The sequence below is a fragment of the Streptococcus oralis genome (assembly GCF_003943395.1).
Lineage (GTDB): Bacteria > Bacillota > Bacilli > Lactobacillales > Streptococcaceae > Streptococcus > Streptococcus oralis_BF.
Genome location: NZ_RJPJ01000006.1, coordinates 25,333 through 51,052 on the forward strand (window position 1 = coordinate 25,333; position 25,720 = coordinate 51,052).

Here is a 25,720-nt window from a genome sequence, read left to right on the forward strand (position 1 = left end):
TCCCTAGACTTATCCACAACTTGTGAATAAACCCTTCTTCCTAGTTGTTACCTCGTTGACTATAACAAAAAATCGAGGTACCGTCAATAAAACAAGGCTGTCTCCCTAAATACTCAGAAAAGATTCTATAATTTGTACAATATACATTTTATGCCATTCGAAAGAAAGGCTTTCAGATAGATTTCATATAATTTTCTAAATGACTTTCAATCACTGCTCCTCTCAATTCCTCGTCAGAACTGAATTAAAATCTGGACATTTCTTCTTAAAATGTGAAATTTAGCATAATTTTTTCAAAAAATATTATATTCTTTTTAGTAGAAGTTTATACATTTATTTCCTCTAATTCCTTTTGCCATCGTATAATAACATAAAATACTACTAAAACCTTGTTTTGTCCGAATTTTTAATCATTTTTTACTATTGACACGCCTCTGAGAATATGATATAACGTAAATGTAAGCGGTACCAAAAAGGTGCCACCGTTAAAAATTTTTAAGGAGGAAAACACATGTCTTCACATCCAATTCAGGTATTCTCAGAAATTGGGAAACTGAAAAAAGTTATGTTGCACCGTCCAGGCAAAGAGTTGGAAAACTTGTTGCCGGACTATCTCGAAAGGCTTCTTTTTGATGACATTCCATTCTTGGAAGATGCTCAAAAAGAACATGACGCATTTGCTCAAGCTCTTCGTGATGAAGGAATTGAGGTCCTTTACCTAGAGCAATTGGCTGCTGAATCATTGACTTCCCCAGAAATCCGCGATCAATTTATCGAGGAATATTTAGACGAAGCCAACATCCGTGGTCGTCAAACCAAGGCGGCTATTCGTGAATTGCTTCACGGTATCAAGGACAACCAAGAATTGATTGAAAAAACTATGGCAGGGGTTCAAAAAGTTGAATTGCCGGAAATTCCTGAAGAAGCAAAAGGCTTAACTGACTTGGTTGAGTCAGACTATCCATTTGCTATCGACCCAATGCCAAACCTTTACTTCACACGCGATCCATTTGCAACCATTGGTAATGCCGTATCACTTAACCACATGTTTGCCGACACTCGTAACCGTGAAACACTTTACGGTAAGTACATTTTCAAATACCATCCAATCTATGGTGGAAAAGTAGAATTAGTCTACAACCGTGAAGAAGACACACGTATCGAAGGTGGAGATGAGCTCGTTCTTTCTAAAGATGTTCTCGCAGTAGGTATTTCTCAACGTACAGATGCAGCTTCGATTGAAAAACTCTTGGTGAACATCTTCAAGAAAAATGTTGGCTTCAAGAAAGTATTGGCATTTGAATTTGCTAACAACCGTAAATTCATGCACTTGGATACTGTCTTCACCATGGTTGACTATGACAAGTTCACAATTCACCCAGAAATCGAAGGCGATCTTCGTGTGTACTCTGTCACTTATGAAGATGAAAAACTCAAGATTGTTGAAGAAAAAGGTGACTTAGCTGAACTTCTTGCGAAGAACCTCGGCGTAGAAAAAGTTCATTTGATCCGTTGCGGTGGTGGCAATATCGTAGCAGCTGCGCGTGAACAATGGAATGACGGCTCCAACACTTTGACCATCGCACCTGGTGTAGTCGTCGTTTATGCCCGCAATACCATTACCAATAAGATCCTAGAAGAATACGGGCTTCGCTTGATTAAGATTCGCGGAAGCGAATTGGTTCGGGGCCGTGGTGGACCTCGTTGTATGTCTATGCCATTTGAACGTGAAGAATTATAATCGCTGTTCAGTATTTGTCAATAAAAAATGTAAAAAATAGAAAGAGGAAATAATAGAATGACACATTCAGTATTCCAAGGACGTAGCTTCTTAGCAGAAAAAGACTTTACTCGCGCAGAGTTAGAATACCTTATCGGTCTTTCAGCTCACTTGAAGGATTTGAAAAAACGCAATATCCAACACCACTACCTTGCTGGTAAAAATATCGCCCTCCTGTTTGAAAAAACTTCTACTCGTACACGTGCAGCCTTTACAACTGCAGCTATTGACCTTGGTGCTCATCCAGAATACCTCGGAGCAAATGACATTCAGTTAGGTAAAAAAGAATCTACTGAAGATACTGCAAAAGTTTTGGGTCGTATGTTTGACGGGATTGAATTCCGTGGTTTCAGCCAACGTATGGTTGAAGAACTGGCAGAATTCTCAGGTGTCCCAGTATGGAATGGTCTAACTGACGAATGGCACCCAACTCAAATGCTCGCTGACTACTTGACTGTTCAAGAAAACTTTGGTCGTTTGGAAGGCTTGACATTGGTTTACTGTGGTGATGGACGTAACAACGTTGCCAACAGCTTGCTCGTAACAGGTGCTATCCTTGGTGTTAACGTTCACATCTTCTCACCAAAAGAACTCTTCCCAGAAAAAGAAATCGTTGAATTGGCTGAAGGCTTTGCTAAAGAAAGTGGCGCACATGTTCTCATCACTGAAGATGCTGACGAAGCTGTCAAAGGTGCCGATGTACTTTACACAGACGTTTGGGTATCTATGGGTGAAGAAGACAAATTCGCAGAACGCGTTGCACTTTTGAAACCTTACCAAGTTAACATGGAATTGGTGAAGAAAGCTGGCAACGAAAACTTGATCTTCTTGCACTGTTTACCAGCATTCCACGACACTCACACTGTTTACGGTAAAGATGTTGCTGAAAAATTTGGCGTAGAAGAAATGGAAGTAACAGACGAAGTCTTCCGCAGCAAGTATGCTCGTCACTTTGACCAAGCAGAAAACCGTATGCACACTATCAAAGCTGTTATGGCTGCTACTCTTGGCAATCTCTACATTCCTAAAGTATAAAACTTACTCGTATACACAACACAGGGGTTGAGACGAAAGCTATGATAGCTTATCAGTTCTAGCGAAAGAAAGCAAGGATTCTTTTTGACAAATTTGCCACCTTACTCTTGTCATCTTCCTACTTCCGAGTCTCATTCTGATAAACGTCGGCTGTGCGTTCAACCCCTTTTATTAGTAGTAATGACTAATTTGTCCTTTGAAAAGACGCTACCTCCACTTCATATTTTATCATCATACCTGCCTGTAGCTCTTGGAGTTCTGTCAGGTTTACCATATTAAAGAAAGGAGAGCTCATGTCTCATAGAAAAATCGTCGTTGCTTTAGGCGGAAATGCCATCCTCTCCACTGACCCATCTGCCCAAGCTCAACAAGCTGCTCTAGTAGAAACAGCTCGTCATCTGGTCAAGTTGATTCAAAACGGAGATGAACTGATCATCACTCACGGAAATGGTCCTCAGGTGGGTAATCTCTTGCTTCAACACTTGATGGCAGATTCGGAAAAAAATCCTGCCTTCCCCCTTGATTCTTTGGTTGCCATGACCGAGGGTAGTATCGGTTTTTGGCTACAATGTGCTCTTGATAACGCATTGCTCGATGTAGGACTTGATAAAAATGTCGCTTCTGTTGTTACCCAAGTTATAGTAGACAAAGCGGATCCTGCCTTTATCAATCCTACCAAACCAATCGGTCCATTCTACTCAGAAGAGGATGCTAAAGCTGAGAGCGAAAAAACAGGAGCAACCTTCAAAGAAGATGCTGGTCGTGGCTGGCGTAAAGTAGTAGCTTCACCAAAACCAATCGACATCAAAGAAATCAACAGCATCCGCACCTTGCTTGATAATGGTCAAGTTGTCATCGCAGCAGGTGGAGGAGGTATCCCTGTTGTCAAAAATGAAAACGGTTACTTAAGTGGAGTCGAAGCCGTTATCGATAAAGACTTTGCGTCTCAACGACTAGCAGAACTCGTCGAAGCTGACCTCTTTATCGTCCTTACTGGCGTAGACTATGTTTATGTCAACTACAATAAACCAGACCAGGAAAAACTGGAACACGTTACCGTTAGCCAACTAAAAGAATACATCAAACAAGGACAATTCGCACCAGGTAGCATGCTACCAAAAGTCGAAGCTGCTATCGATTTTGTAACCAACCGCCCAGAAGGCAAGGCTGTTATCACTTCCCTCAGCAATCTAGGCGCCTTGATCGAGTCCGAAAGCGGAACAATTATTGTTAAAGACTAGCCATTTTAACCCAAGTACAAGCTCTAACTAGGAGTACTCAGGTAAACCAACATCATTCGTTTTTATACTTTGTGGCATAGTTTAGGAGGAAAAACAAATGAGTGAAAAAACAAAAAAAAGGTTCCAAATGCCTTCATCTTACACTGTTTTGATCATTATTATTGCCATCATGGCAATCTTAACTTGGATCATTCCAGCAGGTAAGTATGACACGAACGAAGCAGGTGGCCTCATTGCAGGTACCTATCAAACTGTTGACTCTAATCCCCAAGGGATTTATGATATTCTAATGGCTCCAATCCGGGCGATGCTCGGTCACGAACCAACTAAAGCCGCTATTGACGTAGCCTTCTTCATCCTCATGGTTGGAGGATTTCTAGGTGTCGTCAATGCGACAGGCACATTAGATGTTGGTATTGCCTCTATTGTTAAGAAATACAAAGGACGCGAAAAAATGCTGATCATCATCCTCATGCCCCTCTTTGCACTTGGAGGAACAACTTATGGTATGGGTGAAGAAACCATGGCATTTTATCCACTCCTTGTCCCTGTTATGATGGCTGTTGGTTTTGATAGCATTACTGCCGTTGCCATCATCCTACTCGGTTCACAAGTCGGCTGTCTTGCCTCTACTCTCAATCCTTTTGCTACTGTTATCGCTTCTGATACCGCAGGTGTGTCATCTATGGACGGAGTTATCCTTCGTATCATCTTCTGGTTTGTTATGACAGGTATTAGTACTTACTTTGTCTACCGCTATGCAGAAAAGATTCAAAAGGATCCCACAAAATCACTTGTCTACTCTCAACGTGAAGAAGACCTTAAACACTTCAATGTCACTGATAACGAAAATGCTCCATCTGTCTTGAATAAGAAACAAAAACATGTTCTTGCCTTGTTCATCTTGACTTTCATCATCATGATCGCCAGCTTTATCCCTTGGGTAGACTTGCACATCACTCTATTTGAAGACTTCAAGAATTGGTTGATTGGTCTCCCTGTTATTGGTGGAGCTATCGGTTCATCTGCTCTACCATTCGGTAGCTGGTACTTCCCAGAAGGTGCGATGCTCTTTGCTGTGATGGGTATTCTTATTGGTGTTGTTTACGGTCTCAAGGAAAGCAAGATTATCTCTACCTTTATGGCTGGTGCAGCAGATCTTCTCACCGTAGCCTTGATTTGTGCAGTAGCTCGTGGTATCCAAGTTATCATGAACGACGGTATGATTACTGCAACTATTCTACACTGGGGTGAAGTCGGACTTCAAGGTCTCTCTTCTCAGGTCTTCATCGTTTTGACCTACCTCTTCTACCTTCCTATGTCATTCCTTATCCCATCTTCATCTGGACTTGCTAGTGCTACAATGGGAATCATGGCACCACTTGGTGAGTTCGTTAACGTAAAACCTAGTCTCATCATCACTGCCTATCAATCTGCATCTGGTGTACTCAACCTTGTCGCTCCAACTTCTGGTATCGTTATGGGGGCTCTCGCGCTCGGCCGTATTAGTCTAGGAACTTGGTGGAAATTTGTTACTAAACTCATTGTCGTTATTGTCATTGTGAGCATACTCCTTCTTATCCTAGGCACCTTCCTACCATTCCTTTAGAACAAAGTATGAGGTAAAACGGATGAATTCATATATCACCGACTCCATTAAACAGGGCTTTTTACAGAGTTTAAAGACTCTTATCTCCTACCCATCTGTTCTCAAAGAAGGAGAAAATGGCACACCTTTTGGACAAGCTATTCAAGACGTCCTTGAGAAGACGCTGGAAATCTGCCGTGAACTTGGCTTTCAAACTTATATTGATCCCAAGGGTTATTATGGCTATGCAGAGGTTGGTGATGGAGAACTCCTTGCCATCCTCTGCCACTTGGATGTTGTGCCTGCAGGAGATTTGTCAGATTGGCAATCTCCTCCATTTGAAGCAACTATCAGAGAAGGAAAACTCTATGGACGAGGGGCACAAGACGACAAAGGTCCTTCACTCGCAGCTCTCTACGCAGTGAAAAGCTTGCTGGACCAAGGCATCCAATTTAAGAAGCGCGTGCGTTTTATCTTTGGTACGGATGAAGAAACTCTTTGGAGATGTATGGCACGCTACAACGCCCTCGAAGAACAAGCCAGCATGGGATTTGCACCGGATTCGTCATTTCCTTTGACATACGCTGAAAAGGGGCTCCTTCAAGTCAAGCTTCATGGCCCCGGTTCTGATCATCTCAAGCTTGATGTCGGAGGTGCCTTTAATGTCGTACCAGACAAGGCAAGTTACCAAGGTCCTCTTTATGAAGAGATTTGTAAAGGTTTGAAGGAAGCAAATTTTGATCACCAAACCACAGACCAAACCGTGACCGTACTCGGGGTACCTAAACACGCCAAAGATGCTAGTCAAGGTGTCAATGCAGTCATTCGACTTGCTAGTATACTCGCACCTCTCCAATCCCACCCTGCCCTCCATTTTCTAGCCGACAAAGCAGGGCAAGATGGTAGAGGGCTTGGAATCTTTGGAGAAGTTGCTGATGAACCGTCTGGTTCCCTTTCCTTTAATGTTGCAGGGTTGACCATCAATCCCGATCGCTCCGAAATTCGGATCGATATACGCATACCTGTGCTAGCAGATAAGGAGAAACTGGTGGCACAGCTCACTCAGTGCGCCAAAGACTACCAACTTGACTACCAAGAATTTGACTATCTAGCACCCCTCTATGTCGCAAGAGATAGCCAACTTGTTACTACCCTTATGCAAGTCTACCAAGAAAAAACTGGAGATGAGACTCCTCCTCTCTCATCAGGTGGTGCTACCTTTGCCCGCACCATGCCAAACTGTGTAGCCTTTGGCGCTCTTTTTCCAGGAGCACAACAAACTGAGCATCAGGCAAATGAAGCAGCTGTCCTAGACGATCTTTATCGCGCTATGGACATCTACGCAGAGGCGGTTTACCGTCTCGCAACCTAACCAGATAATCGTTTCTACCAAAAAAATCCCGCAGATTTGCGGGATTTTCTCTTGCATCAATGCGCCAACATTTCTTGGGCGATTTCTTGACCAGATAGCTTATCTGGGTAGTAGGTTGGCCAGTTATCCATCTCTTCAAAGAGGGCTTCTTGGCTAGTATCTCCAAAGAAGATATGGAAATGTTCTGCCTTGACTGGGGCGATATTGTGGTCACTAAACTGAACATACTTGAACTGTCCAGCGTCCGCATCCGTCGCTTCAAAGAGGAAGCGCACGCCACGATTGCCTTTCTTATAAGTCAAGATTTTTTTACCGACATACTTGTAGGTGAATTTCTTGCTTTGACCACCTTGAACAAATTCCATAGTGTTATCCGTGATGTTGATCTTAGTCACATCTGTCTGATAGCCTTTTCTATAGTAGGCCTTGTACTCATCCTTGGTCATCTTACCAGGCAACTTAGCCTTGTAGTCAAAGACTTGATCGAAGGTTCCATCTTCAAGGAAAGGATAAACTGATTGCCAGTTACCTACATAGTCACTCAAGGTACGGTCCTTGACGTCAGCATCCTCAAAGTAACCATTTTGAACTGTCTTGGTGTTTTCTTCCTTCTCTGACTCGATTTGTGGTCCTTCTTGGTCTGTTGTCTGCTTCAAAGCCTTGAGGTTTTTCTCCATCACGGAGATATAGTCCTCACCAGCCTTGGTTGCTTCTTCTGTCAGACTTTCTAGCGGATTGAGAACGTCTAGTTTGACACCTGTTTCTTTTGAGAGTGTATTGGCGAGGGCTTGTGAGGCATTTTCTTCAAAGTAGATATAGGAAATCTTGTTTTTCTTGATATACTCTGTCAATTCTGCCAAACGTGCTGCTGATGGCTCTGCATCTGGTGAGAGACCTGAGATGGATACTTGCTTGAGACCGTAGTCCAAGGCAAGGTAGTTAAAGGCAGCGTGTTGCGTTACAAAGCTCTTTTGCTTGGCTTGAGACAAACCATCTGTGTAGGCCTTGTCCAAGGCTTGCAATTTTTCGATATAGGCAGCCGCATTCTTTTCAAAAGTCTCTTTTTTATCAGGATAATCTGCTGACAAGCTATCACGGATATGTTCTACTAGTTTAATAGCACGAACTGGTGATAACCAAACGTGGGGATCGTACTCATGGTGATGACCTTCTTCTCCATGGTCATGGTCTCCCTCTTCTTCCTCACCACCTGGTAAGAGCAGCATATTTCCTGTTGCCTTGATGGTTTTCACTTTTTTCTTATCCAAGGATTCTAGCAATTTAGGAACCCATGTTTCCATATTTTCATTTTCATAGACAAAGGTATCTGCGTCTTGGATTTTGGCAACTGCCTTGGCAGACGGTTCGTATTCGTGAGGTTCTGTACCAGCACCGATTAGAAGTTCTACATTAGCAGTATCTCCTGCGACTTGCTTGGTAAATTCGTAGACAGGGTAAAAGGTTGTCACGATATTTAGCTTCCCATCTGCCTGTTTTTGATTGGAACAAGCCACTAAAAACAGGGCACATAGACTAGCTAGTAGTAAGCTCAGTTTTTTCATTTCATTCTCCTATTTGATAAAACGTTTCAGTAGACTGACTAACAAAAAGACAGCTACAAAGATAATGGTGATACTAGCGCTGGCAGGTGTTTCTGCGTAGTAGGAAATGTAGAGTCCTGCCACCATTCCCAAAAAACCAATAGCGCTGGCTAGTAACATAACGGATTTGAAGTTTTTCCCCAGACGAAGGGCAATGCTAGCTGGTAAGACCATAATGGTCGACACCAAAAGGGCTCCTGCAGCTGGAATCATAAGGGCAATGGCCACCCCTGTCACCATGTTAAAGAGGATAGACATGGTACGAACTGGCAAGCCATCCACAAAGGCCGTGTCCTCATCAAAAGTCAGGATATACATTGGTCGCAAGAACAAGAAAGTCAAGAGTAAAACGACCGCAGCAATGGCAAAGAGGAAAATCACCTGCTCCTGGCTAATAGTCACAATCGAACCAAAGAGATATTGGTCCAAACTCATAGAACTAGAACTTTTACCCTTACTCATCACGATAAGAGACACTGCAAGTCCTGTTGACATGAGGATGGCAGTCCCGATTTCCATAAAGTTCTTATAGACTGTCCGGAGATACTCTAGAAAGACCGCAGCGATCAAGACGATAGCAATGGTTGAAATAGTTGGAGAAATTCCCAAAACCAGACCAAAGGCTACCCCTGATAGAGAAACGTGACTGAGTGTATCACTCATCAAACTCTGACGACGTAAGATAAGGAAGGTCCCAAGAACTGGAGAAAAGAGACTCATGGCAATGACCGCCAAGAAGGCACGCTGCATGAAGTCATAAGATAACAAACTAAGCATGGTCCACCTCCTGGTCACTTTCGTGAACGTTGAAACAACGCCATGGCGAGTCTTGGTTACGGACTAGATGGATATTGCGATCCGCATAGTCCTTGACCTCCTCAGGGTCATGGGTAATCATCAAAACAGCCTTGCCATGATGGTGGGCACTGTGGTGCATGAGTTCGTAAAATTCATTTTTGCTCCCCGCATCCATCCCAGTCGTCGGCTCATCCAAGACAAAGATATCTGGGTCAGAAGCAAACATCCTTGCAATAACTGCTCGTTGCTTTTGCCCACCAGAGAGGGAGCCAATTCGTTTGTCACGGTGTTCCCACATACCAACTGAGTCTAGACTGGCCTTGATATGTTCCTCATCATGAGCATTCAAGCGACGGAACCAGCCCTTTCGCGGATAGCGACCCGACTTGACAAATTCATAAACCGTACTTGGAAAGCCAGCATTAAAACTAGCTATCTGCTGGGGAAGATAGGCTATCCTAAGTTTTTTCCCATGAGTATTTGTCTTTGAGATGGTTACCTTGCCAAATCTTGGCTGCAAGATGCCTAGGCTCGCCTTGATAAGCGTCGTCTTGGCAGCTCCATTTTCACCAGTCAGGGTGACAAACTCCCCGCTATCAACACTGTAGTTGATGTGCTCGAGGACAGGCTCTTTGTCATAATAGAAAGACAAGTCCTCTACTGTAATATACCGCATTATTTGATTTCTCCTACTAAAGCAGTTAAAAACCGCTGAATCACTTCTTGTTCATTTGGAGTAAACTGACTTGCTACTTGTTCATAGGCTAAGAGCGTGTGTTCATGATGATGGTGGTGTTCCTCTGCCACTGGTCGAGCTAGTTCTGTCAGTTGGTAAAAAATCACACGCGCATCTTTTGGATCTCTAGATGTCTCTAACATGCCCTCTTTGACTAAAGACTTGATAGCCTTGGTCACTGCCGCCTGACTGACGTTAAGACGACGGGCCAACTCCGAGTTGGTTAGGGATTCTTCTGACAAGAGCATGAGGATGTGTTCCTGAGTGTTGGTCAAGGCAACGTCACTTGTGCAATGCCCGATTAGAATTTCATGCTGGTTCTCAGATCTCAAGATCACCTCGTTTAAAAAGTTATCGATTTCCTGTGCAAGCTGTCTCATGTGTTACTCCTTCCCTAGCTATCTTTTTCGTAATAAACCTAGATAGCCACCGATTCTTTACTGGTTAATTATATCATAAACCAAAAAAGAGTCAAGGGAAAACATGAGGACACGTTTCAAACTTGAACTCTTTTGATTTCTTATTGAAAATCTTTGATATTTCCATCATAGGTCGCCCAGTCCTTACTAAAGAAACGGTCATTCATCTTGTAGTCTGGGGCTGGTTTTGGATCCGTCAAGAAGGGATTCACAACCTTATCAAAAGCCAACCAGCCCAACCAACCTAAGTGGATGGTATCCTTGATAAAGTAAGGTTCTCCTCCGTTTTTTGAAAAGTCAGCAATGTTGGTAAAGCCTTGACTTTCTAACTGGTAACGAATTTTCTCCACTGCATGTTGATACATTTCTTCACTGAGTTCTGTGTATTCCATCCATTTTTTGTTGACAGGCTGGATAACAAAGAGCACATTGACTTTTGATTTGACAAATTGATTGAGAACCAGCTGCAAATCATTGTATTCAGACGACTTTAGGAAGTTATAATTTTTTTGATACCCTTCCCATTTTTTTAAGTCTTTTTTGACCTCATACGTGTAGAAATGATTCTCCATCCCCATATCGTTATTGGTCGTATTTGCCTCTGCATCCTTACGGGCAATTTCTTCTAAAGCGTCATAAGAAAACTGATCAGGAAGATCTTTTAAATAGTTTTCTACATGTTCTTTGTACTTGAGTTTCCCCCGAATGGAAAATTGACCAAATAGTGAAGCCTGACGCTCATTAAAACGTGCAAATGCCTTGATAATAACATGATCAACCTCTGATAATTCCTCACCCTTTGACAGCTTCTCAACGATGCCCTTCATAGAGACTCCTGGATTTTGCTTTAAGAGACGTTTAGCCGCATGTTGGGCTACTATATCTCCCGATTGATTTTCTAAAAAAGCTGTCAACTGATCGTTGTTAAAGTAGTTTTGGAAGAATGCCGGCTCATAATCCTCCTCTGTAAACCACTGAGGGGAAATGACAAATACTGCCTGCTTTTCCTTGATTTCTGGCAAGAACTGTTGCATACCGAAATACTGATTGAGAGAGGCCGCACCTGCTTGTCCCAAAAAGTAGGGTCGGTAGGGACGACTATACTTCTCTGCCAAGACAGCAGGATGCATGCTATCAAAACGAATCCACTCACTTGAGCCAAAAAAAGGAATAAAGCGCATGTTGGATTCCGTAAAGGCTCTCACTTTTTGGCTTCTCTCTTTAAAGCTCTCCGAACTAATCGCTGCTGCAGAATATTTTTCTTCAGTCAAATTATGACTTGGATTGTTTGGATAGAAAAAGATTAGTAAGAAAACAAGAAAACTAGCAAGAAGCAGAGGACCAAAGATCAGCCACAAGCGTTTAAGCATTCTTCAACTCCGCAATACCTTCTACGATTTTATTAGCTGTATTCCAGTCATCACGACCGAACTCTGTCACTGGAACACGAATGTCAAAACGGTTTTCAATCTCAACAATCAACTCAACCGTTCCCATGCTATCCAAGACACCGGCATCAAAAAGATCTTCATCCATCATGTCAGAAACATCTTCCATAAACAACTCATCAATAATTTCAATAACTTCTGATTTGATATCCATTTTTTATATCCTTTTATTTTTTAAACCATAAATCATTCAAAAATCCAGAAAAGATTAAGAATGAGAACATGACAACATGGAAGGTAACAACCATGCCAAGCAACTGAATCCAGCGATTCTCAGGTAAGGAACCCTTTCCAGCTTTTTTCCGTTCTTTATTGAGTGCTTTTTTCTTACGAACCCAAGCGTCATTGATGACCAGCCCAATCCCATGAAAAAGTCCATAGGCGATGTAGTACCAGGTCACTCCATGCCAGAATCCCATAATCAGCATATTGAGAATATAGGCTACACTTGAGGTCACATTACGATTTTTAAAGACCTTCTTTCTGGTCAACACCATCACCATCCGCATAAAGACAAAGTCACGGAACCAGAAAGACAGACTCATGTGCCAACGATTCCAAAACTCTTTTAAATCCCTTGACAAAAAGGGCTTGTTAAAGTTGATAGGACTATGAATACCCATCAAGTTTGAAATGGCTAAGGCAAACATAGAGTAGCCCGCAAAGTCAAAGAAGAGCTCCAAACCAAAGGTGTACATGACCGCTAAAGCATAATGATTAAAGAAACCGCCTGTCTGCAAAGCCAAATTTTTCAGCGGAGGCAATAGTGTCTCTCCTAAAATGTGAGCCAAGATAAACTTGTAGAGGAAGCCAAGCATGATATATTTGACAGCCTCTTCTAGCATATCCATCAGCTCATCCCGCTCAGGAATGGTCTCGTAATTTTCATTGAAGCGTTTGAAACGATCAATGGGACCACTTGAGAAAGTCGGCATAAAGAGAAGAAAACGTAAGAATTGCCAAATCGTTAAATCCTTGATGACACCGTCTCTCAACTCAACGATAACCCCAACTGCACGAAAGGTTAAGTAAGAAATCCCTAAAAATCCAAACAAAGATTGAGGGCCATGAATAGCAGGAGATACTTTCACAAAGACGATAGGCAATAGGGATAAAAAGCTAACTAGATAAAATATCCATCTACTATCCCGCTTTTTCCTGTACCTTTTGTAGAAAAATACAAGCAGTACTTGCCAGATAACATAAAGGATAAGAGCGCTTATTTGATTCGTCTTTCCACCGACCAACATGGTGACGATAAAGAAGAGACTAACCAGTACCTCATACCAAGCAAAACGTTTCTTGAAAAAGAGCCCGATAAATATCGGTAGGGTCGCAGCAATCACATACAAAAAATAATAAAGATTGCCATAAGGTTCCAAATGAGGTAGCTGTTTGTAAAGCTCCATCATCTATTCTTTACCTCGTTAATCAAGCCCTTGATGTCAATCTTGCCATTAGGCGTTAGTGGCAAACTGTCTCGATAGAGAAACTTGGATGGCATCATATAAGACATCATGATATCTGCTAAGTCTTCCTTAATAGCCTTGGTAATATCGATATCACGTTCAAACTGCTGACGGACACCGTCCTTTAGGATGACATAGGCCAGTAGATTTTGTACCTTGTGGTCCTTGTTATAACGTGGGACCGCAACAGCCGACTCAATAAAGCGAGACTTGTTGAGGTTTTGAGAGACATCCTCAAGCTCAATGCGATAGCCATTAAACTTAATCTGGAAGTCCATGCGTCCACCATAGAGAAGCAAGCCCTCATCTGTCATAGTTCCTACATCCCCTGTATGGTAGGCTGGAAGGCCTTCAAACTCAAAGAAGGCTTCCGCCGTTTTTTCAGGATTATTCATATAGCCTTTTGAAACAGCTGGCCCAGAAACAATGATTTCTCCTTGCTCACCATTTGGAACTTTCTTACCTTCCCCATCAATGATAAAGGTCGGAGAATCAGCCTTGGTATAGCCGATTGGCAGGCGTTTGAGAGTCGCCAACATCTCGTCTGTTACAGCAACTGCTGACAAAGCTACTGTCGCTTCTGTTGGACCATAGGCATTGATAATACGAGCATTTGGAAATCGCTCGCGCAGTTTTTGAGCTGTTTTGACCGTCAATTCTTCACCATCAAAGTAGAAATGCGTGATTCCTGGCATTTTCTCACTGTTAAAGTCTTCTGACAACATGGCCATATCCGCAAAGGAAGGCGTTGAGGTCCAGATAGCGATTGGCAATGAAAAGATGGTCGCAAATAGTTGCTTAAAGTCCTGAGTAATGGCTGAAGGAAGAGCGAAAAGCGTACCACCCAGTGCCAAGGTTGGCGCCCAGTACATGACAGATAGGTCAAAAGAGTAGGGTGGTTGGGCTAGCATTTGTGGACGACTTGGCGTCGCAAACTCTTTATCTGTAATCATCCAGTTGGTAAAACTGAGGAGATTGTCATGGGAAATCTGCACTCCCTTTGGCTTACCAGTCGTACCAGAAGTAAAGATGATATAGTAGTTATCATCTCCCTTGACTGGATGCGTGATCTCATAGCTAGAAGTTTGAGCAAAGGCTTCATGAACTTGCTCTAAATTCAGCATCGGTGTACTTGTTTGCTCTAATGGAAAATCTGAGATAGCAATAATCAAGCTTGGCTCTGCAACTTCTACGATAGCAGAAACTCGTTCCAAGGCCGAATGGCTATCAATTGGAATGTAGGCATGACCTGACTTAGTTAGCGCTACAAAGGTAGCCAACATCTCATATTCCTGACCACCAAAAACGACGACTGGAGATTTCTCAGGCAAGCCTAGTTGATCGATGGTTGCAGCCAAACTATCCGAATCAGCCTTCAGATCACCATAAGTATGTTCTTGACCTAAAACATTGTAGACAGGATATGTTGGTTGCGTTTGAGCAAAGTGCTCAATCGTTTCAATCATATCTTTTATCGGTTTATTAGACACGATTCATTTTCTCCTTTAAACTAGAACTCATTATAAATAAAGGTGCCTTGGCTCTGACCAAGGTAACTAAAAAAATAAAGCAAACCAAGTAAGATTACAAAATATAGAGCCGTCCGGCCTAAAAACACATGTAAATTTCGTTGTTTTTTCATAAGCTATCCATTAATATATCATTTGCATCAACTATCAATATGTATTGTTAGCATCTTATCTTCCTAACATTTTACCATTTTATCAACCTTTTTTTCAACTGTTTACCATAATTCAAAAGTTTGTTTTAGCTTATTTTAAGATAAGTTAAAATATCAATCTTTTTGTCATAAATAAAGACAAAAAAGAGCCTGAGATTTCCATCTCAAACTCTGTTGCCAATAACTTTTTTACCTTAGAAAAGTGAAAATACGAGAACTGCTAGGGACGCTCCGAGGATAGGCCCCACAACAGGAATCCAAGCATAAGACCAGTCCCCATCTCCCTTGTTTGGAATTGGAAGAAGGTTGTGCATGATACGAGGTCCAAGGTCACGAGCTGGGTTCAAGGCATAACCCGTTGTCCCACCTAGTGAAAGACCGATACCGACAATCAAGGTCCCCACTGCAAAGGTCCCTAATCCTGCCTGAAGGTCATAGAGTCCCAAGGCAAAGATTGTCAAGAGCAAAACAAAGGTACCAAGGATTTCGCTGATCAAGTTGGATACTGTGTTCTTGATGGCTGGACCAGTACTAAAGGTCGCTAGGATATTCCCTGCATTTTCTTCTGCCTCATAATGAGGTTTGAATTGCAACCAAACCAAAATCTGAGCCACCATCGCCCCTGCGAATTGGGCTAGGATATAAGGGAAAACAGAAGCCCAAGAGAGCGTTCCTTTTAAGGCCATCGCAAATGTCACTGCTGGATTTAGGTGGGCTGGGCTAAGCGTGCCAGATACAAAGGCCGCAACGGCTACAGCAATTCCCCATCCCATAGTGATGACAATCCATCCTGAATTGTTACTCTTAGTTTTGGGAAGAACCACACCTGCAACAACACCATTTCCTAGGAGGATGAGGATTAAGGTCCCCAAAAATTCTCCAAATAATTCTTTCATCATATCTTTGTCTCCATTTAAAAGAAGGAGAGAGAAGGCAAGGAACGCTTGCCTCCCTCTCTTCTAGTTTTTCTTAATTTTTTAATTCTGCTAAATCGTTTTGAGCAAGAGCTGCTTCGACATCCGCACGGTAGACTGCTTTTTCTTCTTCGGTCCAATCATAGAATCGTCCCATTTCATCCAGAACTGGCTCAACGATGCTATCTAAACTATCACGCATAAAGAGCATGTGGTTGGTACGACGGAGGAGGAAGTCAACTGGGCTTAGAGCCAACTCATTGCGCATTGCATAGTGAAGGGACAAGGTATCTGCCAAACTAAGTCCTGGCGCTTGCTCCAAGCTGTGAGCAAGAGCAAAGACCTTCGGTGCATTTGAACCGTAAAGATTTGCAAGATAGTGGGCTTCCTTGCTATCCAAGCCACGTGAAACTCCAAGTTGAGCAAAAGCTTCGATTTCTGAATCCACATTTGCTGGGTTCAATTCTCCACCTGAAACAGGGTAAGTCTTAGAGTTGATCAGTTTAAAGCTGCGGTCAAATTCTGCTTTGAGAATGTCAATCACGCGCTCCATAGCCCCTTCTGCCATCTTACGGTAATCTGTAATTTTACCACCAGCAAGGGTCAAAAGACCATTATCATCACGATCCAAGCTCGAACCACGAGAAACTGCAGATGGATCCAAATGTTTCTCAGATGTGCTGCTTTCAAGCTTGCTGACAGCAGATTCAACATCTTCACGCGTTTTTTCTTTCGATAGATAAGCTTCGACAGTCGCAATCAAGCTATTGAAGCTTTCATCGCTAATGGTTCCGTTGTTGCCGCCATTGTAGTCAGAAGCACTATTGCCTGCAATCAATGGACGAAGACCTGCCCAGCTACTTTCGATATCGTCAATGGTGATGTTAGCTTCTGGGAAACGTTTGTTGACAATGCCAAGTAGGTAATCTACATCTTCCTGAGTCACTTTTGGATGTTCTAAATCACCTGTGTAGTCTGTATCAGTTGTACCAAAGTAGGTCTTGTTTTCACGTGGGAGAACAAAGACCATACGACCGTCACCCAAACCTGTGTCAAAGTAAACTGGCTGAGAAACCTTGATCTTACTTGAATCCACTACCAAGTGAACTCCCTTAGTTGGACGCATTTGTGAGAACTGTGTTCCCTTATTGGACAAATTACGTACCTTGTCACTCCAAGGACCTGTTGTGTTAATCACCAGACGAGCCTTAATTTCAAAGACTTGGTCTGTCAACAAATCACGAGCTACAACACCTGTAATCTTGCCACTTTCGTCAAAGAGGAAGCCTTCTGCCTTAACGTGGTTGGCAATGAGTGCACCGTCTTGGTTGGCACGTTTAATGTTTTCAATCACGAGACGCGCATCGTTGTTACGGAAGTCAAGGTAAACTCCACCTCCTACCAAGCCTTCTTTCTTCAAGTTTGGCTGGCGTTCCAAGACTTCTTCCTTACTCAAGACCTTGTTAGCAGCTGGCGTGTTGCTAACACCTGCCAAAAGGTCGTACAAGTCCATGGCTACTTTGAGACGGAAAAGGCTAAAGGTCGCTCCATCCTCATCGTAAACTGGCAAGAGCATTGGATCTGGTTTTGGAATGTGTGGAGCGATTTGTTGAACCACTGCACGTTCAGAAACTGTATCTGAGACTACTTCCACGTCAAATTGTTTGAGGTAACGCAGACCTCCGTGGACCAATTTTGTTGAACGGCTAGATGTTCCTTCTGCGAAGTCCTGCATTTCAATCAATCCAGTGTCAAGACCACTGGCTGCTGCCTGCAAAGCTACACCAGCTCCTGTAATCCCCCCACCAATAATCAAAAGGTCCAAGGTGCGTTCCTGCATTTTTTTAATTGATAATTCTCGTGTTTTCTTTGAAAATTCCATATTTACACACTTTCTAACTGAGTCGCTCTATTCTTTCAGTATTAGTCATCGATTTCTGCAAAGACTTGCGTTGCTTTCACAGCCTTCTTCCAGCCCTTGTAGAGTTGTTCCTTGCGCGATTCGTTCATGGATGGCTCAAAGAGTTCTCCAGTCTCATTCAAGAGTTTTAACTCGTCCAAGTCCTTCCAGTAGCCTACTGACAAACCAGCTAGGAAAGCCGCACCTAAGGCAGTTGTTTCCAAGTTTTTAGCACGGGCAATATCGATTCCCAAGATGTCAGCTTGGAACTGCATGAGGAAGTTGTTCATAGCAGCACCACCATCTACCTTCAAGACTTGGATAGCTGTCTGAGCATCCACTTGCATGGTGTCGATGATATCACGTACTTGATAAGCGATAGACTGCAAGGTTGCCTTGATAAAGTCTTCTTTGCTTGTTCCACGAGTTAAGCCAAAGACCGAACCACGAGCATTTTGGTTCCAGTATGGAGCCCCTAGTCCTGTAAAGGCAGGAACGACATAGACTTCGTCATTGTTGTGAGAATTGAGAGCATATTTTTCAGACTCTGGTGAGTTTTCCACCATGCGAAGACCATCACGAAGCCATTGAATGGCACTTCCTGCGATGAAGATAGAACCTTCCAAGGCATAGTAAACCTTGCCGTTAATTCCATATCCAATCGTTGTCAAGAGGTTGTTTTCAGACAACTGCATCTCTTCACCAGTGTTCATGATGATGAAAGAACCTGTTCCATAAGTATTCTTAACCATACCAGGTTCAAAGGCCAACTGTCCAAAGAGGGCTGCTTGTTGGTCACCAGCCATACCAGAGATTGGTACTTCTCCACCGTAGAAATGGAATGGTGCTGTCTTACCGTAAATTTCAGAGTTAGAACGCACTTCTGGAAGCATAGCCTTAGGAATGTTGAGAATTTCCAAAATCTCGTCATCCCATTTGAGTTCCTTAATGTTATAAAGCATGGTACGAGCTGCGTTTGAGTAGTCGGTCACGTGAGCTGCGCCGTCAGTCAATTTCCAAACCAGCCAAGTATCAATGGTACCAAAGAGCAATTCACCCTTTTCTGCTCGCTCTTGAGCACCTTCTACATGGTCCAGAATCCAGCGAACCTTGGTAGCAGAGAAGTAAGCGTCAATGATCAAACCAGTCTTTTCATGGAATTTTTCCACATAGCCTTGGCTTTTCAGTTGCTCAGCCAGAGGAGCAGTTTGGCGTGATTGCCAAACGATAGCATTGTAGATAGGAAGCCCTGTTTTCTTATCCCAGACGACAGTTGTTTCACGCTGGTTGGTAATCCCGATTGCTTCGATTTGACTTGGTTTCACACCACTTTCGATGAAAGCACCCGCGATAACTGACTGAACAGAGTTCCAAATTTCATTGGCATTGTGCTCAACCCAACCTGCTTGAGGGAAAATCTGAGTGAACTCTTTTTGGCTAGAGCTGACCTTTTCTCCTTTTTTGTTAAAAATAATGGCACGAGAACTGGTCGTTCCTTGGTCAATAGCCATGATGTATTTTTCTTGTGACATGTGCTGTCCTCCTGATAAAATCTTGAGGTGGTTCCTCTTTACAGTAACTAGTATACAAAATAAAGCGCTTTCTTGTTCATCAATTTTTTTAAAATTTTAAAAAAATGTGAGGAGATTGTACGAATTTCACAAAAAAGACCTGAAAATTCAGGCCTTTTAAGCAAAGAGCATCTGACGAATCGTAGCTAAATCTTCGATGTCCAAATCATTTTTCAAATAGTAGACAGGTGTTTGTCCTTTCTTATGGATAGGGTTGTTGGTAACCAACAAATCATAATGACGACCAGTGTCATAGGCTTCGATGGTAATGAAGCGATTGTACTCCAAATACCGTTTCAAAATGGCAGCCATTCTCGAAAAAACAAGGAAGCCTGCTGTTAAATCTAGCCCTATTCTCAGATGTTTGCCTATATTTTCTGCCATATACTCCATCAACTGGAGCCATTCCCAGAGGATTTTCTTATCCAGATCCGTCCCCTGATGAAAGGCTGGCAAGGAGGCGAAAATTTTCTGAGCAATATCTCGAAAGTCATGCTCCATCAGCAAATAAGGGTGCCGATGTTCTATCTGATACTTGTAGCGATCTTGCAAGATATAGCCTTTGTAGAGATAAACTTGACCACAAAGCTGACTGAGTTCATAGGTGACATGGTCCTCTGTGTAGTCCCCCAGCAGCTCCTCCTTCTTCATTTCTTGAATCAATTGCGTCAGCAAATCGGCTAATTGCCCTCCAAAACCAAGGATATACTCCATAGTATGAAGGGGCAAGATACGATGGGAAAGGAGAAATGAAAAGAATACCATCATCTCACCATCCTCAGTTCCTAGAGGGATATGTTGCCCAGCAAAAAAGGACGGAGCCTTTCGAAGCAAACGAAGATAGAAAATATTGTCAAAATACCCTCTCATTTTTTCTTCTATGACTTGAAACTGACAGGCGTTAACCCGAAGGCGCTGTTGACTGATATGATTCCAGAGAACCAAGTCTAATTTCTGACCCGAAGACAAGCTAGCACCGCAGATTTCTTCTAGGGTAGCAATATCCTGCTTTCTCTCAGCTTTCTGCATGTGACCTTCCCACTCCTGACTGGACCAAATCTTGCGGAAAAGACAGAAATAGAAATAGCGAATCTGATGCTCCGGACCTCGCCAACGGCCATTTTGGATGGATAAGTCAAATTCTGACAAAATCTGATTTAGACTAGCTAAGTGGCGACCAAGCGTGGCCTCGCTAATCATCAATTCTTGAGCCAACTGATGAGCTAGAAACTGTTGGTGATAGAGAAGGTGAACCAAAATTTGGTACTTAATGGCATTGTCTAGAAATAAGCTCCGAATCTCTCTCCCCTTGGTAGCTGCACCAATCGACAAACGCAGATTTTCATCTTCCAAGTGAATGGTCAGCTCTAAACATCTTTCCAAGGCATTTTCGTTAATCAGAGAAATGTACTTGGTTAAGGTCGCCTTTGAAAAACCTGTTTCTTCCATGGCTTTCTTGACTGTTGTCTGCGAATCTTGTAATAGAAAGGAAAGGACTAAAAATTGACCAGATTCTGCTTTTTCCATCAAATCGCCTAAATACATTTGTTACCCCTTTCATTTTCTCCTACAAGCATAGCATAAATCTTACAAATGCTGAAATAATCTGTTTCTCATTTTATTTTAAGGCTGATTTCCTCGTCATTATTCCACAGAAACAACAAACACACGGCTCCCCCTTTGGGCATTTTTATGCTAAAATAGTAGCTATGGATAAAATTATTAAAACTATATCAGAAAGCGGAGCCTTTCGTGCTTTTGTCCTTGATAGCACGGAAACCGTCCGCACTGCTCAAGAAAAACATCAAACTCAAGCCAGTTCAACTGTCGCACTTGGTCGTACCCTTATCGCTAGCCAAATTCTCGCAGCCAATGAAAAAGGAAATACCAAACTAACAGTTAAAGTTCTTGGAACGAGCTCTCTTGGTGCCATCATCACGGTTGCAGATACCAAGGGAAACGTCAAAGGCTACGTTCAAAATCCAGGTGTTGACATCAAAAAAACTGCAACTGGTGAAGTCCTAGTCGGTCCTTTTGTCGGCAATGGCCAATTCCTCGTTATCACAGACTACGGTACTGGAAATCCTTATAACTCCATGACTCCCCTCATCTCTGGGGAAATCGGTGAAGACTTGGCCTATTACCTGACAGAAAGCCAACAAACTCCTTCAGCAGTCGGCCTCAATGTTCTTTTGGATAAAGACGACAAGGTAGAAGTTGCTGGTGGTTTCCTTCTCCAAGTATTGCCAGGGGCCAAGGAAGAAGAGATTGCCCGCTTTGAAAAACGCATCCAAGAAATGCCAGCTATCTCAACCCTTCTGGAAAGCGATGACCATATCGAAGCCCTTCTCAAGGCCATCTATGGTGACGAATCTTACAAACGTCTATCTGAAGAAGAAATCCGTTTCCAATGTGACTGCAGCAAAGACCGTTTTATGAACGCTCTTGCCAGCCTTCCAAGCTCAGACCTTGAAGAAATGAAAGAGGAAGACCACGGGGCAGAAATCACTTGTCAATTCTGCCAAACAACTTATAACTTTAATGAAAACGACCTGGAGGAACTCATTCGTGACAAATCTTAATACACCCTTTATGATTGGCAATGTTGAGATTCCCAATCGTACTGTTTTAGCACCCATGGCTGGTGTTACCAACTCAGCCTTTCGTACCATCGCAAAAGAGCTCGGGGCTGGACTCGTTGTGATGGAAATGGTCTCTGACAAGGGAATCCAATACAACAACGAAAAAACTCTTCATATGCTTCATATCGATGAAGGCGAAAACCCTGTTTCTATCCAACTTTTTGGTAGCGACGAAGACAGCCTCGCACGCGCAGCAGAATTCATACAAGAAAACACCAAGACCGATATCGTCGATATCAACATGGGCTGCCCAGTTAACAAAATCGTGAAAAACGAGGCTGGCGCTATGTGGCTCAAGGATCCAGACAAGATCTACTCTATTATCAACAAGGTCCAATCTGTCCTTGATATCCCCCTCACTGTCAAGATGCGCACTGGCTGGTCTGATCCATCCTTAGCCGTGGAGAATGCCCTCGCAGCTGAGGCTGCTGGTGTCTCTGCTCTCGCTATGCATGGCCGTACCCGTGAACAAATGTACACAGGTCACGCAGACCTTGAGACTCTTCACAAGGTTGCTCAAGCTTTGACCAAGATTCCATTTATCGCAAATGGTGATATCCGTACGGTCCAAGAAGCCAAACAGCGTATCGAAGAAGTTGGTGCTGACGCAGTTATGATTGGCCGAGCAGCCATGGGAAATCCCTACCTCTTCAACCAGATTAACCATTACTTTGAAACAGGAGAAATTCTCCCTGATTTGACTTTCGAGGACAAGATGAAAATCGCCTACGAACATTTGAAACGCTTGATTGACCTTAAAGGTGAGAATATTGCCGTTCGTGAATTCCGTGGACTGGCTCCTCACTACCTCCGGGGAACATCTGGCGCTGCCAAACTCCGTGGAGCCATTTCACAAGCCAGCACTCTGGCAGAGATTAAAGCCCTCTTGCAACTAGACAAAGATTAATACACAAAAAACCGTAACTCACTTGGAGTTTACGGTTTTTTAGCTCCTAGAAAAACCTAGATATTATTATTGAATCAAGGCAACGCTTGAAACTTTGCCATCCGCACCTGTTGTAATTTGGATGATTTTTCTTCCACCGATTTTGGCATTATACTTGCCATCATCAAGGGTGTAAGAGTAGCCTCTAATAGAGTAGTTTTCTTTCTTTCCATCTGCAGTTTCTACTGTAAATTGGCCCCCTGATGAAACCGTAATAGTTTCGCCATTCGCTCCCTTCCAGTTGCCCGCTGCAGCTGAGAAGTCACCATCCACCATGGTTAAAACACCCTTGTAGCGTTTGTTGTGTTCTGCTTGCTTGTCCTGAAGTTTGCGGTCAGTTGTTGGATCATAGCTTGACTGGTTAGACTGGGCTTGAGAGCCTTGCTGAGTTGAAGGCGCCTGAGATGGCGCTTGTTGACTAGGAGTTGCTTGTTCTTGTCTTGATTCAGGTGCTGGTTTCGCTTGTGACTGATCTGCCATTGTAGAAGACTGACCAGAAGATGCCTGGGCCTTTTCAGATGAAGCTGAGCTTGAAGATTTTTGTGTCTTGCTTTCTTTGCTAGAAGAAGCTGCTTTAGAGCTTGATGATTGACTTGTCTTTGCAGAGCTACTGGTTTGAGTGGTTTCGTTTTTATTTCCACAAGCTCCTAGTAGCAAGGTAGAAGCCAATACAGTCGCTGCCATCAATTTGATATAGGTTTTCTTTTTCATCTTTCTACTCCTTTGTAACATTTTTGAAATGTTAAGAAATCTTTTTGTAATATAATTGTAACATTAGACCTTAAATCTGTCAACTATTTAGAGAAACTATTTAAAAAAATTTCTCTCTACTATTTCTATTCGTAATCGAAACGAAAAAATAGAAAATTTTTTAGATAAGAGTCATATTTTTTGCATCGCTCCTATGTAATCGTTTGCATCTTTTTAGATAAAGGGCTTCAATACTATTGAAATAGGATAAAAGCGTCTAATAACAGCAAATAAAGAGGTCGGGAACTTTGTCCCGACCTCACTTTTTATTTCAATCGATAGGTTTTTCTTGGTTTCTTTTTGGGTACTCGTTTGAGTCCGACTTCTTCTACATATTCTCCGTATTTTACGAGAAAGTTATTGCTGACGATTGGGCGACCGGGGTTGATGAGATTGACCAGTTCAGTTCCTTCGTAGACAGTGAACTCTTCCTCTAGCAGATAGAGGAAGGTTGGATTCCAGTCGAGACGGCCTTGGATTCGTTTGATGGATTCTTGGATAATGGCATAATGGTCAAATGCGAAGGCTCTCTCGTCCAGCTCCACTCCCTCTAGGAAGCATTTACCTGTCTGAAAGTCGACATCTACGAAAGCGACATCCTTGGCATCGTCTCCTGCCTGAACGAGGTCTAAGGCACGACTAGGCAGGTACACTAAGTGGGCAATGGTCACTGTCCAGCCCCGTGGATCACGACCTGGGGTCGATACGGTCATCAATTGCTCGATTTTTTCTAAAGGAAGTTCGAGATTGACTTCTTCTCTCACTTCGCGCTGACAGGCATGTTCAGCATCTTCTCCCTTGTCCATAAAGCCTCCGACCAAGGCCAAACAGTTTTGATAAGGGTGAGCCTTGCGACGGATTAGCAAAAGCTTGATTTTTCCTTCGACAAAGCAGTAGGCTACCATATCCACTGTCACACTTGGTTTTTCATATTGAGGGAGTTCCTGCTTGTAGTACCAGTCTAAAAACTCCTCCTGACTGGCATGGATTTCATAATATTCTTTTTCCGTCATTCCTTCTGGAATCTTTATGTCTGCCATCCTATGCCTCCTTTCGAACTGCCTTGGTCCATTGGTACCATCCCACTAGACTGTTGAGTGTGTAAACCCAGTACATCCCCTGGATGTGGATATTTTCACCCCACCAGAGATAAATGCTAAAGAGATTGGTTGCAATCCAGAAAATCCATTGCTCACGGTAGAGACGTGTCATCAAGAGCTGACCAACACCATTGGTCGCATCGGTAACACTATCACGGAAAGGGCGAGCGCTATTGATACTTTGGTAAGCCAAGCCCATACCAATCCAGATAATAGCAGTCAAGGCCAAGTACTTGAGCCAATCAAGAACAGATAATTTCTTAGCTTCAAAGTGGGATTCTTCTGGTTTTTCCTGTTCATTGATACGATTGGACAGCCAAGCATAGAGACCAATCGGCTGCATGACAAAGAAGTAAACAGTCGTCAAGACTTCGCCATAAAAAGTCGCATTCATGGCCAAGATCAAGTAGATTGCTGAGTTAATGGCCCCAAAGAGATAATTGCTTGCACGACCTTCTGCTACCAAGATAACACAGACAATCCCAGTCCAAGATGCAAACAAGCTCAGCCAGTCATGGCTTTCTGTATTTTGCGTGAATTCCAAGATTAAAGGAACACTTGACAAGGCGATGAGATACAACCACTGGAAAAGGCTACGGCCGGCAAAGAGATCTTTCCATAGCAAGCGCATGATTCCTGCAAAACCAATCTTGCGGGCTTCGGCATGGACATTTTTAAAGTTTTCGATAAATTGTGTGATTTTTTCAGTTAGCTTTTTCATAATTTTCT

Annotated in this window: 23 protein-coding genes; 7 read left to right on the forward strand and 16 right to left on the reverse strand. The window is 42.9% G+C overall.

Annotated elements, in window-relative coordinates:
- Nucleotides 1-511: 511 nt before the first annotated feature.
- The 5 genes from arcA to D8802_RS05765 all read left to right on the forward strand — a co-directional run bounded on the left by arcA (nt 512) and on the right by D8802_RS05765 (nt 7,016).
- Nucleotides 512-1,741, forward strand: a complete 1,230-nt coding sequence (arcA, locus tag D8802_RS05745; protein ID WP_125395131.1) for an arginine deiminase — start codon at nt 512-514, stop codon at nt 1,739-1,741.
- A gap of 57 nt (nt 1,742-1,798) precedes the next feature.
- A complete protein-coding gene (gene argF, locus D8802_RS05750) occupies nt 1,799-2,815 on the forward strand; it encodes an ornithine carbamoyltransferase (RefSeq protein WP_038805901.1) in 1,017 nt (338 codons plus the stop codon).
- A gap of 293 nt (nt 2,816-3,108) precedes the next feature.
- Nucleotides 3,109-4,056, forward strand: coding sequence for a carbamate kinase (gene arcC, locus D8802_RS05755; RefSeq protein ID WP_061418627.1), 948 nt, complete (start codon nt 3,109-3,111; stop codon nt 4,054-4,056).
- 97 nt (nt 4,057-4,153) lie between these two features.
- A complete protein-coding gene (locus tag D8802_RS05760; protein WP_038805903.1) occupies nt 4,154-5,665 on the forward strand; it encodes a YfcC family protein in 1,512 nt (503 codons plus the stop codon).
- A gap of 22 nt (nt 5,666-5,687) precedes the next feature.
- Complete coding sequence (locus D8802_RS05765; RefSeq protein ID WP_125395132.1) at nt 5,688-7,016, forward strand: dipeptidase; 1,329 nt, start codon at nt 5,688-5,690, stop codon at nt 7,014-7,016.
- A gap of 56 nt (nt 7,017-7,072) precedes the next feature.
- Here the strand turns inward: D8802_RS05765 and adcA are convergent, their stop codons facing one another.
- The 13 genes from adcA to D8802_RS05830 all read right to left on the reverse strand — a co-directional run bounded on the left by adcA (nt 7,073) and on the right by D8802_RS05830 (nt 21,098).
- On the reverse strand, nt 7,073-8,578 hold the full coding sequence (gene adcA, locus D8802_RS05770; RefSeq protein WP_125395133.1) for a zinc ABC transporter substrate-binding lipoprotein AdcA: 1,506 nt from the start codon (nt 8,576-8,578) through the stop codon (nt 7,073-7,075).
- 9 nt (nt 8,579-8,587) lie between these two features.
- Complete coding sequence (locus D8802_RS05775; protein ID WP_000950023.1) at nt 8,588-9,394, reverse strand: metal ABC transporter permease; 807 nt, start codon at nt 9,392-9,394, stop codon at nt 8,588-8,590.
- Nucleotides 9,387-10,091, reverse strand: coding sequence for a metal ABC transporter ATP-binding protein (locus D8802_RS05780; protein ID WP_001269482.1), 705 nt, complete (start codon nt 10,089-10,091; stop codon nt 9,387-9,389). The genes D8802_RS05775 and D8802_RS05780 overlap by 8 nt, the downstream gene beginning before the upstream one ends.
- A complete protein-coding gene (gene adcR, locus D8802_RS05785) occupies nt 10,091-10,531 on the reverse strand; it encodes a zinc-dependent transcriptional regulator AdcR (RefSeq protein WP_001249328.1) in 441 nt (146 codons plus the stop codon). The genes D8802_RS05780 and adcR overlap by 1 nt, the downstream gene beginning before the upstream one ends.
- A 140-nt stretch (nt 10,532-10,671) precedes the next feature.
- The gene (gene dltD, locus D8802_RS05790; protein WP_125395134.1) at nt 10,672-11,940 is read right to left on the reverse strand and encodes a D-alanyl-lipoteichoic acid biosynthesis protein DltD; all 1,269 of its coding nucleotides are present in this window, start codon (nt 11,938-11,940) and stop codon (nt 10,672-10,674) included.
- Nucleotides 11,933-12,172 carry a D-alanine--poly(phosphoribitol) ligase subunit DltC gene (dltC, locus tag D8802_RS05795; RefSeq protein ID WP_000351970.1) on the reverse strand — a complete coding sequence of 80 codons (240 nt, stop codon included), beginning with the start codon at nt 12,170-12,172 and terminating at the stop codon, nt 11,933-11,935. Before dltC ends, dltD begins: the two co-directional genes overlap by 8 nt.
- A gap of 13 nt (nt 12,173-12,185) precedes the next feature.
- Complete coding sequence (dltB, locus tag D8802_RS05800) at nt 12,186-13,430, reverse strand: D-alanyl-lipoteichoic acid biosynthesis protein DltB (RefSeq protein WP_125395135.1); 1,245 nt, start codon at nt 13,428-13,430, stop codon at nt 12,186-12,188.
- On the reverse strand, nt 13,427-14,977 hold the full coding sequence (dltA, locus tag D8802_RS05805) for a D-alanine--poly(phosphoribitol) ligase subunit DltA (RefSeq protein ID WP_125395136.1): 1,551 nt from the start codon (nt 14,975-14,977) through the stop codon (nt 13,427-13,429). The genes dltB and dltA overlap by 4 nt, the downstream gene beginning before the upstream one ends.
- Nucleotides 14,978-14,997: 20 nt before the next feature.
- Complete coding sequence (locus D8802_RS05810) at nt 14,998-15,129, reverse strand: teichoic acid D-Ala incorporation-associated protein DltX (RefSeq protein WP_008276434.1); 132 nt, start codon at nt 15,127-15,129, stop codon at nt 14,998-15,000.
- A gap of 233 nt (nt 15,130-15,362) precedes the next feature.
- Nucleotides 15,363-16,067, reverse strand: coding sequence for an MIP/aquaporin family protein (locus tag D8802_RS05815; protein ID WP_125395137.1), 705 nt, complete (start codon nt 16,065-16,067; stop codon nt 15,363-15,365).
- A gap of 70 nt (nt 16,068-16,137) precedes the next feature.
- Nucleotides 16,138-17,964 carry a type 1 glycerol-3-phosphate oxidase gene (gene glpO, locus D8802_RS05820; RefSeq protein ID WP_125395138.1) on the reverse strand — a complete coding sequence of 609 codons (1,827 nt, stop codon included), beginning with the start codon at nt 17,962-17,964 and terminating at the stop codon, nt 16,138-16,140.
- A gap of 41 nt (nt 17,965-18,005) precedes the next feature.
- Nucleotides 18,006-19,514: a glycerol kinase GlpK gene (gene glpK / locus D8802_RS05825; protein WP_076984232.1), complete on the reverse strand. Its 1,509-nt coding sequence runs from the start codon at nt 19,512-19,514 to the stop codon at nt 18,006-18,008.
- A gap of 156 nt (nt 19,515-19,670) precedes the next feature.
- A complete protein-coding gene (locus D8802_RS05830) occupies nt 19,671-21,098 on the reverse strand; it encodes a helix-turn-helix domain-containing protein (RefSeq protein ID WP_125395139.1) in 1,428 nt (475 codons plus the stop codon).
- 164 nt (nt 21,099-21,262) lie between these two features.
- Here D8802_RS05830 and hslO point away from each other — a divergent pair, with 164 nt between their 5' ends.
- Nucleotides 21,263-22,135 carry an Hsp33 family molecular chaperone HslO gene (gene hslO / locus D8802_RS05835; RefSeq protein ID WP_125395140.1) on the forward strand — a complete coding sequence of 291 codons (873 nt, stop codon included), beginning with the start codon at nt 21,263-21,265 and terminating at the stop codon, nt 22,133-22,135.
- The gene (gene dusB / locus D8802_RS05840; RefSeq protein WP_185758206.1) at nt 22,122-23,102 is read left to right on the forward strand and encodes a tRNA dihydrouridine synthase DusB; all 981 of its coding nucleotides are present in this window, start codon (nt 22,122-22,124) and stop codon (nt 23,100-23,102) included. Before hslO ends, dusB begins: the two co-directional genes overlap by 14 nt.
- Nucleotides 23,103-23,168: 66 nt before the next feature.
- Here the strand turns inward: dusB and D8802_RS05845 are convergent, their stop codons facing one another.
- The 3 genes from D8802_RS05845 to pnuC all read right to left on the reverse strand — a co-directional run bounded on the left by D8802_RS05845 (nt 23,169) and on the right by pnuC (nt 25,712).
- Nucleotides 23,169-23,852, reverse strand: coding sequence for a hypothetical protein (locus tag D8802_RS05845; RefSeq protein WP_125395142.1), 684 nt, complete (start codon nt 23,850-23,852; stop codon nt 23,169-23,171).
- A 305-nt stretch (nt 23,853-24,157) separates the two neighbouring features.
- Nucleotides 24,158-24,931 (reverse strand): NUDIX domain-containing protein, encoded by a 774-nt coding sequence (locus tag D8802_RS05850; RefSeq protein WP_125395143.1) that lies wholly within the window; start codon nt 24,929-24,931, stop codon nt 24,158-24,160.
- A 1-nt stretch (nt 24,932) separates the two neighbouring features.
- Nucleotides 24,933-25,712 (reverse strand): nicotinamide riboside transporter PnuC, encoded by a 780-nt coding sequence (gene pnuC, locus D8802_RS05855; protein WP_125395144.1) that lies wholly within the window; start codon nt 25,710-25,712, stop codon nt 24,933-24,935.
- Nucleotides 25,713-25,720 lie beyond the last annotated feature (8 nt).

Bases quoted from the DNA above. Each gene is read 5' to 3' on its own strand.
- arcA (WP_125395131.1), top strand. From the start codon at position 512: ATGTCTTCACATCCAATTCAGGTATTCTCAGAAATTGGGAAACTGAAA.
- argF (WP_038805901.1), top strand. From the start codon at position 1,799: ATGACACATTCAGTATTCCAAGGACGTAGCTTCTTAGCAGAAAAAGAC.
- arcC (WP_061418627.1), top strand. From the start codon at position 3,109: ATGTCTCATAGAAAAATCGTCGTTGCTTTAGGCGGAAATGCCATCCTC.
- D8802_RS05760 (WP_038805903.1), top strand. From the start codon at position 4,154: ATGAGTGAAAAAACAAAAAAAAGGTTCCAAATGCCTTCATCTTACACT.
- D8802_RS05765 (WP_125395132.1), top strand. From the start codon at position 5,688: ATGAATTCATATATCACCGACTCCATTAAACAGGGCTTTTTACAGAGT.
- adcA (WP_125395133.1), bottom strand. From the start codon at position 8,578: ATGAAAAAACTGAGCTTACTACTAGCTAGTCTATGTGCCCTGTTTTTA.
- D8802_RS05775 (WP_000950023.1), bottom strand. From the start codon at position 9,394: ATGCTTAGTTTGTTATCTTATGACTTCATGCAGCGTGCCTTCTTGGCG.
- D8802_RS05780 (WP_001269482.1), bottom strand. From the start codon at position 10,091: ATGCGGTATATTACAGTAGAGGACTTGTCTTTCTATTATGACAAAGAG.
- adcR (WP_001249328.1), bottom strand. From the start codon at position 10,531: ATGAGACAGCTTGCACAGGAAATCGATAACTTTTTAAACGAGGTGATC.
- dltD (WP_125395134.1), bottom strand. From the start codon at position 11,940: ATGCTTAAACGCTTGTGGCTGATCTTTGGTCCTCTGCTTCTTGCTAGT.
- dltC (WP_000351970.1), bottom strand. From the start codon at position 12,172: ATGGATATCAAATCAGAAGTTATTGAAATTATTGATGAGTTGTTTATG.
- dltB (WP_125395135.1), bottom strand. From the start codon at position 13,430: ATGATGGAGCTTTACAAACAGCTACCTCATTTGGAACCTTATGGCAAT.
- D8802_RS05810 (WP_008276434.1), bottom strand. From the start codon at position 15,129: ATGAAAAAACAACGAAATTTACATGTGTTTTTAGGCCGGACGGCTCTA.
- D8802_RS05815 (WP_125395137.1), bottom strand. From the start codon at position 16,067: ATGATGAAAGAATTATTTGGAGAATTTTTGGGGACCTTAATCCTCATC.
- glpO (WP_125395138.1), bottom strand. From the start codon at position 17,964: ATGGAATTTTCAAAGAAAACACGAGAATTATCAATTAAAAAAATGCAG.
- glpK (WP_076984232.1), bottom strand. From the start codon at position 19,514: ATGTCACAAGAAAAATACATCATGGCTATTGACCAAGGAACGACCAGT.
- D8802_RS05830 (WP_125395139.1), bottom strand. From the start codon at position 21,098: ATGTATTTAGGCGATTTGATGGAAAAAGCAGAATCTGGTCAATTTTTA.
- hslO (WP_125395140.1), top strand. From the start codon at position 21,263: ATGGATAAAATTATTAAAACTATATCAGAAAGCGGAGCCTTTCGTGCT.
- D8802_RS05845 (WP_125395142.1), bottom strand. From the start codon at position 23,852: ATGAAAAAGAAAACCTATATCAAATTGATGGCAGCGACTGTATTGGCT.
- D8802_RS05850 (WP_125395143.1), bottom strand. From the start codon at position 24,931: ATGGCAGACATAAAGATTCCAGAAGGAATGACGGAAAAAGAATATTAT.
- pnuC (WP_125395144.1), bottom strand. From the start codon at position 25,712: ATGAAAAAGCTAACTGAAAAAATCACACAATTTATCGAAAACTTTAAA.